10 protein-coding genes are annotated in these 10,034 nt (G+C 70.5%); 7 read left to right on the top strand and 3 right to left on the bottom strand.

Annotated features, from left to right (window positions below):
* The first annotated feature begins 198 nt into the window (after positions 1-198).
* The gene (locus SCMU_RS06295; protein WP_229232172.1) at positions 199-939 is read left to right on the top strand and encodes a TIGR03089 family protein; all 741 of its coding nucleotides are present in this window, start codon (positions 199-201) and stop codon (positions 937-939) included.
* Here the strand turns inward: SCMU_RS06295 and SCMU_RS06290 are convergent.
* The gene (locus tag SCMU_RS06290) at positions 936-1,514 is read right to left on the bottom strand and encodes a GtrA family protein (RefSeq protein ID WP_229232171.1); all 579 of its coding nucleotides are present in this window, start codon (positions 1,512-1,514) and stop codon (positions 936-938) included. The genes SCMU_RS06295 and SCMU_RS06290 overlap by 4 nt on opposite strands.
* Before the next feature lie 148 nt (positions 1,515-1,662).
* Here SCMU_RS06290 and SCMU_RS06285 point away from each other — a divergent pair, with 148 nt between their 5' ends.
* From SCMU_RS06285 to manA, 4 genes are read left to right on the top strand one after another with little or no spacing between them, the layout of a single operon-like run.
* Positions 1,663-2,871, top strand: coding sequence for a 5-(carboxyamino)imidazole ribonucleotide synthase (locus tag SCMU_RS06285; RefSeq protein WP_229232170.1), 1,209 nt, complete (start codon positions 1,663-1,665; stop codon positions 2,869-2,871).
* On the top strand, positions 2,868-3,428 hold the full coding sequence (gene purE, locus SCMU_RS06280) for a 5-(carboxyamino)imidazole ribonucleotide mutase (protein ID WP_229232169.1): 561 nt from the start codon (positions 2,868-2,870) through the stop codon (positions 3,426-3,428). Before SCMU_RS06285 ends, purE begins: the two co-directional genes overlap by 4 nt.
* An 11-nt stretch (positions 3,429-3,439) precedes the next feature.
* Positions 3,440-5,071, top strand: coding sequence for an LCP family protein (locus tag SCMU_RS06275; RefSeq protein ID WP_229232168.1), 1,632 nt, complete (start codon positions 3,440-3,442; stop codon positions 5,069-5,071).
* A gap of 50 nt (positions 5,072-5,121) precedes the next feature.
* On the top strand, positions 5,122-6,405 hold the full coding sequence (gene manA, locus SCMU_RS06270; RefSeq protein ID WP_229232167.1) for a mannose-6-phosphate isomerase, class I: 1,284 nt from the start codon (positions 5,122-5,124) through the stop codon (positions 6,403-6,405).
* A gap of 3 nt (positions 6,406-6,408) precedes the next feature.
* Here the strand turns inward: manA and SCMU_RS06265 are convergent, their stop codons facing one another.
* Both SCMU_RS06265 and glpX read right to left on the bottom strand, forming a co-directional pair.
* Complete coding sequence (locus SCMU_RS06265) at positions 6,409-7,530, bottom strand: lipid II:glycine glycyltransferase FemX (protein WP_229232166.1); 1,122 nt, start codon at positions 7,528-7,530, stop codon at positions 6,409-6,411.
* A gap of 108 nt (positions 7,531-7,638) precedes the next feature.
* Positions 7,639-8,703 carry a class II fructose-bisphosphatase gene (gene glpX, locus SCMU_RS06260; RefSeq protein WP_443020225.1) on the bottom strand — a complete coding sequence of 355 codons (1,065 nt, stop codon included), beginning with the start codon at positions 8,701-8,703 and terminating at the stop codon, positions 7,639-7,641.
* 84 nt (positions 8,704-8,787) lie between these two features.
* Between glpX and SCMU_RS06255 the strand changes: the two genes are divergently transcribed.
* Complete coding sequence (locus SCMU_RS06255) at positions 8,788-9,366, top strand: DUF4245 domain-containing protein (RefSeq protein WP_229232164.1); 579 nt, start codon at positions 8,788-8,790, stop codon at positions 9,364-9,366.
* A gap of 36 nt (positions 9,367-9,402) precedes the next feature.
* Entirely contained in the window at positions 9,403-10,017 is a 615-nt protein-coding gene (locus tag SCMU_RS06250; protein ID WP_229232163.1) for a carbonic anhydrase, read from the top strand.
* The last annotated feature ends 17 nt before the right edge of the window (positions 10,018-10,034 follow it).

Genomic DNA, 10,034 nt, shown 5'->3' with positions numbered 1-10,034 from the left:
TCCCCCCACCCGTCGGCGACACGCCCGACCTCGGGGGAGCCTCGCGCGGGCCCGGGCCCCGGCCACCGTCGCTCTCCTGCGTTGGTAAAGGAGACGGGACACCGGCGCCCATGACGCGAGTGGCCGGAAGAAATTCCACTTGTGTGATTCGGTGCGCGAGTCCTGCAGAAGTGGGTCGCGAGCAGCGAGAATGGGCGCATGCTCTCCACCATCCCCGATCTCCTGCGGCAGCTGCGCAGCGGCCACCACGCTTCCTCCCCGCGCCTGACCTGGTACGGCCCCGGGGGCGAGCGCATCGAGCTCTCCGGTCGGGTCCTGGACAACTGGGTCGCCAAGACCTCTAACTTCCTCTCCGAGGAGCTCGAGGCCGAGCGCGGTACGCGCGTGCGGCTCGACCTCCCGGCACACTGGAAGTCAGTGGTGGTCGCGCTAGCGGCGTGGCAGGTCGGCGCGGTGGTGCTCGACGGCGACGCGTCGGCCGCAGAGATCACCTTCGAGGGGCCGGGCACGCTGCAGGATTCAGCGGACGACGCCGTTGCCCCCGGCGGCGAGCGGGTCGCCGTCGCGCTCGGCGCCCTCGAGCTGGCCTACCCCGGCGAGCTGCCCGAGGGCACGCACGACTACGCGGCCCTCGTGCGGCAGTTCGCGGACTCGTTCGAGCCTTTCGACCCGCCGGCGCCGGACGACGTGGCGCTCGCCTCAGCGGGCGAGGAGCTCACGCAGGAGGCCCTGCTGCGCGACTTCGCGGTTCCCGCGGTCGAGGGCGCGCGCATCCTCGTCGGCGCAGGCGAGGGGCTCAGGGACGTGCTCGCGCGCCTTCTGGGCGCGTGGGCCGCAGGGGGCTCTGCAGTGCTGCTGCATGAGGAGGTGCGGGAGACCGCGACCCTCCGCTCGGCGGAGAAGATCAGCTCAGCGGAGAAGATCAGCGAGTCCGACTAGGGCTTGGGCGGGGCCTCGACGTCGCCCAGCTTGCCGGGGGCGGCGGCGTGGCCGGAACGCGCGGCGTGCTCGGACCGCGCCGCGTGATCGTGCTCGAAGATCTCGTGGTCTTCCTCGTACCCGGGCTCGGCGTCGAGTTCCTGGTTGAAGACCCAGAACCTGTAGGCGAAGAAGCGCACGACCGTGGCCACGACGATGCCGACGACTCCGGCGAGGAACAGGATGTTCTTGTCCTGGATGTCGAGCCAGTACTTCGCGATGGCGGTGAATCCGGTGGAAATGCCGATGCCGATGCCGTTGATGACGGCGAACATGACGAACTCCCGCACCATGTTGGCCTGCTTGCGGTGGCGGAAGGTCCAGTAGCGGTTGGCGACCCAGGAGAAGATGGTGGCCACGGTCGCGCCGACGAACCGGGCCTTGGCCTCGGAGTCGGACATCGTGGTGTGCATCAGCACGTAGGTCAGGCCGTTGTCGATGACGAAGGCCACACCTCCGACGGTCCCGAACTTGGCGACCTCGCGCCAGAAGAGCGAGACCAGACCGCGCAGGCGGTCGGAAATTGTCGAGATCATGATCCTCCACGGACTACTGTTTTGGGCCGCCCCGGGCATTGACACGGAGCGCCAGAGCACAGTGCATTCTACCGCCGGCGTCTGTGCGGCAGCTGTGGCGGCTTGCGCTCCCCGGCCCACGAGGGCTCGCGTTCTGTAGGCTGTGGGGGTGAGTTTTCCTGTGATCGGCGTGGTCGGAGGCGGCCAGTTGGCGCGCATGATGGCCCCCGCCGCGACTGCCCTTGGCCTTGAACTGCGGATCCTTGCGGAGGCCGAGGACGTCTCCGCCGTGCCCGCCGTGCCCCAGGCCCCTGTCGGCGACTACCGCAGCCTCGATGACCTCCGCGCCTTCGCGGCCGGAGTCGATGTGCTGACGTTCGACCATGAGCATGTTCCGACCGAGCACCTCCTGGAGCTGATGGCGGAGGGCGTCAACGTCCAGCCCGGCCCCGAGGCACTCGTCCACGCACAGGACAAGCTGCGCATGCGTGCCGCGGTGGACGCCATGGGCCTGCCCAACCCGCGCTGGCGCGCCGTGCACCACGTCGATGAGCTGATCGACTTCGGCGCGGAGATCGGCTGGCCGATCGTGCTGAAGACGCCGCGCGGGGGCTACGACGGCAAGGGCGTGCGCGTGCTCCGCTCCCCCGCCGACGCCCAGGAGTGCGACGACTGGTTCGGCACCATGTCGCCGCTCCTCGCGGAGGAGATGGTCGAATTCTCCCGCGAGCTCTCCGCCCTGGTCGCCAGGACGCCGAGCGGGGAGTCCCGCGCGTGGCCGGTGGTCCACACGATCCAGGTGGCGGGCGTGTGCGACGAGGTGATTGCGCCGGCACCCGAGCTCGATCCGGCGGTCGCGCAGGCCGCCCAGCAGGCTGCGGTGCGGATTGCCGAGACGCTCGGAGTGACGGGCGTCATGGCGGCCGAGCTGTTCGAGACGCCGGGCCGCGGGCCGGGATTCCTCATCAACGAGCTGGCCATGCGCCCCCACAACACGGGCCACTGGACGCAGGATGGGTCCGTGACGAGCCAGTTCGAGCAGCACCTGCGCGCGGTCCTGGATCTTCCGCTCGGTGCGACGGACGTGCTCGGCACGTGGGCCATCATGAAGAACTACCTCGGCGGCGCCAACCAGGACCTCTACAGCGCGTTCCCCGCGGCCCTCGCGGCAGACCCCGCGGTGAAGGTCCACGCGTACGGCAAGTCCGTGCGTCCGGGCCGCAAGATCGGACACGTGAACCTCGTGGGCGGCCCGGGCTCCGACCCGGAGTCGCTGCGCGCGCGGGCCTCCCGCGTCGCGGGCATCGTTCGCGACGGCGCCCCCGCCGCCGCGCTGAACGACGGCGCCGCCGTCACCGAGTCTGAGGAGAAGGCATGAGCACTACGCCCGCAGCCGCCCAGCCCCTCGTGGGCATCGTCATGGGCTCGGATTCTGACTGGCCCGTCATGGAGGCCGCCGCGGAGGCCCTCGCCGAGTTCGATGTCCCCTTCGAGGCCGACGTCGTCTCGGCCCACCGCATGCCCGAGGAGATGATCGCGTACGGCAAGGCCGCGCGCGAGCGGGGGCTCAGGGCCATCATCGCCGGCGCCGGGGGCGCCGCCCACCTGCCCGGCATGCTCGCCTCGGTCACGACGCTGCCCGTCATCGGCGTCCCTGTCCCGCTGAAGACCCTGGACGGGATGGATTCCCTCCTCTCGATCGTCCAGATGCCCGCCGGCGTCCCGGTCGCGACCGTGTCGATCGGCGGGGCGCGCAATGCCGGCCTGCTCGCCGTCCGTATGCTTGCCTCGGCCGACGACGAGCTCGGCGCGCGGCTGTCTGCCTGTCTGGACGGGTTCGCGTCCGAGCTCAAGGCGACCGCGGCCCGCAAGGGCGAGGCGCTGCGGGCGAAGGCTGCCCAGGTGTTCTCGGCCGAGCACGTCGACAAGCGCTGACAAGGAGGACCATGGCCCTGCACACCCCGGAGCGCAGCCACCAGACGGATCCCATCCGCCACCCTGAAGCCGCCCCCTCGACGGTGCGGACCAAGCGCGCGATCACGCTTCTGGTCCTGACTCTGCTCGTGCCCGGCTCAGCGCAGCTCATCGCAGGAAACCGGCGCCTCGCGCGCCGCGCCCTCATGGTGACCGTGACGGTGTGGGCCCTCGCGCTGCTGCTCCTGGTGGTGGGCCTGATCAACCGCGGCGCCGTCCTGACGATCTTCACGCACCCGGTGATCTCCCTCGTGCTGGTGGTCGTGCTCGTCGTGCTCGCGCTCGCCTGGGCGCTGCTGTTCCTGAACACGCTGCGGCTCATCCGGGTGCCCCTCCTGGCGCCGGGAATGCGGCCGATCGTCGTGGTCGCCCTCGTGCTGTCGATGGTCCTCTCGAGCGGGAGCCTCGCGTATGCCGCCTACCTCATCGGCGTGAGCCGCGGAGCGATCGGCACGATCTTCGCCGGCGGTCCGGCGATCGATCCCGTCGATGGGCGCTACAACTTCATGGTGATGGGCGGGGACGCGGGCGCGGACCGCGAGGGCCGCCGCCCGGACAGCCTCTCCATCATCAGCGTGGACGCGAAGACCGGGCGCACAGCGCTCATCTCCATCCCGCGAAACCTCCAGAACGCCCAGTTCTCGGCGGACTCGCCGATGCGCAAGGTGTACCCGGACGGGTACAACTGCGGCGACGAGTGCCTCATCAACGCGATCAACACCGAAGTCAACCAGAAGTACCGCGACCTCTACCCCGGGGTCGACGACCCGGGCGCGCAGGCGACACTCGAGGCGGCCTCGGGCACCCTCGGCATCAAGGTCCAGGCCTACGTCGTGGTGGACATGGCTGGCTTCCAGCAGCTCATCGACGCGATGGGCGGGATCCGCATCAAGGCCGGCGGGTGGGTCCCCATGAGCGGCGCGGCACTGGACAACAACGGCGACCACGCGCAGCCGGTGGGCTGGATCGCCCCCGGCGAGCAGACCCTCGACGGCTTCCACGCCCTCTGGTACGGGCGCAGCCGCGAGTTCGCGAGCGACTACGACCGGATCGCCCGCCAGCAGTGCATCCAGCAGGCCATGATCAACCAGCTCAACCCGGCCACCCTCCTGAGCAAGTTCGAGGGCATTGCGAGCGCCGGGACCAAGGTGGTCGAGTCCAACATCTCGTCCTCCCAGCTGGGCAGCTTCGTTGACCTCGCGCTCAAGGGCAAGAGCCAGCCCACGAGCCGCCTCGTGATCGGCCCGCCGGACTTCGACGCCTCCTTCCCCACATACCCGGACTTCGACGCGATCCATGCGAAGGTCCAGACGGTCCTGAAGGAGGCCACGGGATCCGCGTCGAGCACAGCCTCCCCCAAGGCGCTCGGAAGCACGACGCCGGCCCTCACCTCGGCCGGGCACGCCGGGCTCGCGGTCGCGGGAGCGCTCCCGATGGGCCAGGCCGCTCCGATGGGCCAGGCCGCCCCGATGGGCCAGTACAACGACATCGGCCCGGACGGGGTCAAGGTCACGGCGGACCGGCTCGACTATCTCTTCCGCACCGGCCAGAACGGCATCCTGGACGCGATCATGGCCGGCAACGGCGAGTGCACCCCGCTCTGACGCGCGGCGCCTGACAGTCTCAAGCTCTCCTGACACCCTGCGAGGACTCCATGTACCTGCTCACCAACACCCTCCGCGATTACGCATGGGGCTCCACGAGCGCGATCGCCGAGCTGCTGGGCCGTGAGCCGACCGGCCGGCCGGAGGCCGAGCTGTGGATCGGCGCGCACCCCGACGCACCCTCGCTTCCCGCGGACGGTCCGGACGGCGAGACGCTCGCCTCGCTCATCGCCTCGGATCCTGTGGCCGCCCTCGGAGCCGAGAGCGTCGCGGCCTTCGGCCCGCGGCTGCCCTATCTCCTCAAGGTCCTCGCGGCCGAGTCGCCGCTGTCCCTCCAGGTCCACCCGAGGCTCGAGGCAGCCAAGGCGGGATTCGCCGCCGAGGAGGCGGCCGGCGTCGCGCGTACCGCGCCCCACCGCAACTACAAGGACGACAACCACAAGCCGGAGATGATCCTCGCGCTCACCCCATTCGAGGCGCTCTCGGGGTTCCGTCCGCCGTCGGAATCCGCCGCGCTGTTCGAGCGGCTCACGGCGCTGCTTGCCGGATCGGACGCGGCGGAGGTCACCGAGCAGGTTGCGGAGCTGCTGCGCGGTCCGGACGAGCCGGAGTCGCTCAGGACGGCGTTCGCCCGTCTCATCAACGGCGGCGCCGACGTGCGCGAGGCCGTCGATTCTTCCGCTGCGGCAGTAAGAGCCGCGGCCCGCAGTATCGGGACGGACTCAGCCGGCAGCGCGGCCGATCGGGCGCTCGCCACGGTCGCCGACCTCGCGGACGCCTATCCCTCGGACCCCGGCGTGCTCCTCTCACTCATGCTCAACCGGGTGAGCCTTGCACCGGGCGAGGCGATGTACCTCCCGGCGGGCAACGTGCACGCGTACCTCTCGGGCCTCGGCATCGAGGTCATGGCGGCCTCGGACAACGTGCTGCGCGGCGGGCTGACCCCCAAGCACGTTGACATCCCGGAGCTGATCCGCACCGTGGTCTTCGACGCACCGGGCGTGCCCCTCTTGGCCCCGCATGAGTCCGCGCTCGGGCAGCAGCTGTACCGGCCGCCCTTCACGGAGTTCCAGCTCCAGCGCATCGAGCTCGGCCCGGCCGACGGGGCGGGGCTGCGCGAGCCGGTCCCGGTCGCCCAGGCGGGCGCCGCCGTCGTGCTCGTGGTGCGAGGGTCGCTCACCCTGGACACCCCGAAGGGGGACCTCGTGCTGGCCCGGGGCGAGAGCGCGTTCATCCCGGACGCCGAGGCCCCCGCACTCGCGCACGTGGGCCCCGAGGGCGTCCTCGCGTTCGCCGTGACCACCGGGCTCGGGCCGGAGTCCGGCCTGGCGTGACGGCTAGCGCCGGATCAGCGCCTTGGCCTTGCCCGCGGCGCCGGCCAGCTGGCGCGCGCCGATCTGAGCGGCGCTCTTCGCGACCCGGCGGCCCTGCTGGAGCGTGCGGCGGGCAATCGGCATGCCCGTGGCATAGACCGGATAGAACGGCGAGAGCGGCAACTCCCACGTGCCCGTGAGCATGTCCTCGTGCTGGGCGAACTGCTTCTTGAAGTCCGAGATGCCGTCGTTGAGCAGGCCGTTGAGGTCGTAGCGCGTGCAGCCCGCCGCCTTCATCGCCGTGAACGCGGCCCACTTGACGCCGTAGTTCGCACGGGCCTTCTGCCCGGCCGCGTTGACCCCGCCGTACAGTTCAAAGGCCGTACCCGCGCTCTTGGCGATCCAGACGAACGCGACCACGTCCGCGCCGTCGAACGCCGCGACCACCGGCGAGCCGTCGCCGAGGTAGCGCCAGATGTCCCGGTAGTAGCCGTCCTCGTGGATCCCGAAGCCGGCGCGCGCGGCCGTCTCGCGGTAGATCGCGAGGACCTGCTCGAGCTCGGCCTCGGTCGCGACAGGGCGGAACTCGAGGGTTCCCTTGAGGTTCTTCCGGACGTTGGCCCGCGTGGTGCGGGACATCGCGGCCATGAGCTCATCCTCGCTCTGCGTGAGATCCAGGATGAGCGTGCGCGGAATGAGGATCGTCGAGTCCGTGCGCCTGAACCCGGCCGCGGCCAGACCCTGCTCACCCGCCGAGCCCGCCTCCCAGTCCGGCTCGGCCACGAGCGCCACCGAGCCGTGCGCCGAGCGGACGGCCCCCGCGACGGCCGCGAGCACGCGCTCGGCGTCCTCCGGCGCGCACACGGGCCCGCGGGAGAGGTAGGCGAGGGACTTCAGCGGCCAGGGCAGCGCCCGGTAGAGCACCTGGGCCACGCCGACGACGGATGCCGACCCCGCGCCGTCGTGCGCTTCCTCCTCGACGACCAGCCGCTCCGTGCGCCATTGGTGCTCCGCCTTGACCTGGCCCCAGCCCCACAACTGCAGCGGGTGGCCCCCGAACCGATCGACCAGTGCGTCCCACTCCTCGCGGCTGCGGCTCGTTCGGACGGTCAGCGCGGTCGTGGGGACCTGGGTGTCGGGGCTCATGTTCCTCCGGGGTTGGACGGCACGGTCAGGCAGGCGGAGACAGCGCTGGGGCGCGGCCTACGCGGCCGCGCCCCAGTCTAGTCTGGCTGTGCAGGCGTCAATCGCCGCTCAGGCCCGGCGTGCCCAGCTCTCCCACTTGCTCGCGTGGTGCTCGGCATCCACGAAGCGGACCGTGCCGGACTTGGAGCGCATCACGATCGACTGGGTCTTGACCCGGTCCTTCTCGTAGCGGACGCCCTTGAGGAGGTCACCGTCCGTGATGCCCGTCGCGGCGAAGTAGCAGTTGTCACTCGTCACCAAGTCGTTGGTGGACAGGACGCGGTCGAGGTCGTGGCCGGCGTCGAGCGCCTTCTGCTTCTCCTCGTCGCTCGTGGGCCACAGGCGCCCCTGGATGATCCCGCCGAGGGACTTGATCGCGCAGGCCGCGACGATGCCCTCCGGAGTGCCGCCGATACCCATGAGCGCATCCACGCCCGTGCCGGAGCGGGCGGCCGCGATCGCGCCCGCCACGTCGCCGTCCATGATGAACTTGGTCCGGGCGCCCGCGGCGCGGATCTCCTCGACGAGCGGCTTGTGGCGGTCGCGGTCGAGGACGCAGACGTTGATCTGGTTGACCTTGACGCCCTTGGCCTTGGCGATGAGGTGCAGGTTCTGCTTGACGGGCAGGCGCAGGTCCACGAGGTCCGCGGCCTCGGGACCCGTGACGAGCTTCTCCATGTAGAACACGGCGGACGGGTCGAACATGGTCCCCCGCTCGGCGACCGCGAGGACCGCGAGGGCGTTGTTGATGCCCAAGGCCGTGAGGCGCGTGCCGTCGATCGGATCGACCGCGACATCGACCTCCGGGCCGGTGCCGTCGCCGACGCGCTCCCCGTTGAAGAGCATGGGGGCCTCGTCCTTCTCGCCCTCGCCGATGACCACGACGCCGTTGAAGTGGACCGTCTGGAGGAACGAGCGCATGGCATCGACGGCGGCGCCGTCTGCCCTGTTCTTGTCGCCGAAGCCGACCCAGTGCCCGCCGGCGATCGCCGCGGCCTCGGTCACGCGGACAAGCTCGAGGGCGAGGTTGCGGTCCGGCTCATCGGCTCCCACGTGGAGCGAGCTGGACAGGGTCGAGAACTGGGTGTCTTGGGACACTGTGGACCTCTTCTTCGAGCGGCTGGTTGCTCTCATCCTAGTCTTTCCGGTGTGCCGGGACCGAGACGATGACGCGAGGCCCATTCGCGCTCATGGCCCTGCATGCGGGACCATGGATGGGTGAGCAACACCGATCAGGCCCCCCTCAAGCCCGTCCTGACCCCCGCGGCCGCCAAGCGCGCGAACGCCTCAGTGGTCGGCATGATCATGGCGCTGCTCGTGTCCGTCCTCGCGATCGTGCCCGTGGTGCTGCTCAACGCGGGGCAGAAGACGGACCCCTACCGGCCGTCCGTGGACATCGCCTCCGTCGCGGCCAACGCCAAGGACGTGGCCGGCTTCACACCCGTGGCCCCGCAGCTGCCGTCCGACTACTCCCCCAACTACGCACGCTGGGCGTCCGGGACCTCGGACGGGGTCGCACACTGGGACATCGGGTATCTGACACCGCAGCAGAAGTTCGTCTCGATCGTGCAGACGGCGTCGGCGAACCCGACGTGGCTCGCCGACCAGGTCAAGAAGGCACCGACCACCGGCACCCGGACCGTGGCCGGCGTCGAGTGGACGCTCTACGACAAGCCCGGCACCGAGAAGAGCCTCGTCGCCACGATCGCGGGAACCACCGTGGTGGTGAGCGGATCTGCGGGGTTCGACGAGTTCGACACGGTCGCCGCCGCCGTCGTGGGCGCTCCGCGGAACTAGCGCGTCACGGAAGGGCCCGGGCGTAGAGTGGGGCGCGTGCCTCATTCTCTGACACCAGCCCAGGCGTGGCAGCTGCTGCGCGACGGAAACCAGCGCTTCGTGGATGGCATGAGCAGCCATCCGAATCAGGACTCCGCCCGACGGGCCGAGCTCGTGGAGACCCAGAACCCCGTGTGCGTGATCTTCGGCTGCTCCGACTCGCGGCTCGCGGCCGAGATCATCTTCGACCTCGGTCTGGGCGACGCGTTCGTGGTCCGCTCGGCCGGCCACGTCATCGATGAGGCCGTGCTCGGCTCCCTCGAATACGCGATCGAGCCCCTCAACGTGCCCCTCATCGTGGTCCTCGGCCATGATTCGTGCGGCGCCGTGACGGCCAGTGTCGAGGCCTACGAGACCGGCGAGATGCCCCAGGGGTTCGTGCGGGACCTCGTCGAGCGCATCATGCCGAGCGTGCTGACGGCGCAGCGCAACGGGATCACCGACGTCGACAACACGGTGGTCGAGCATGCGAAGCAGACCGGCGGCCGCCTCCTCGAGACGTCGCAGATCATCGCGAAGGCCGTCGAGGAGGGCCGCACCGCCGTCCTCGGTGTCTGCTACCACCTCGCCGAGGGCAAGGCCGAGCTCGTCTCGAAGATCGGCGAGGTCTAGGCCCGGCCAGCGTCGGC

The organism is Sinomonas cyclohexanicum (assembly GCF_020886775.1).
In the GTDB taxonomy this organism is placed as follows: Bacteria; Actinomycetota; Actinomycetes; order Actinomycetales; family Micrococcaceae; genus Sinomonas; species Sinomonas cyclohexanicum.
The sequence above is the reverse complement of the archived record's forward strand: the minus strand, read 5'-3'. Positions and strand labels throughout refer to the sequence as shown.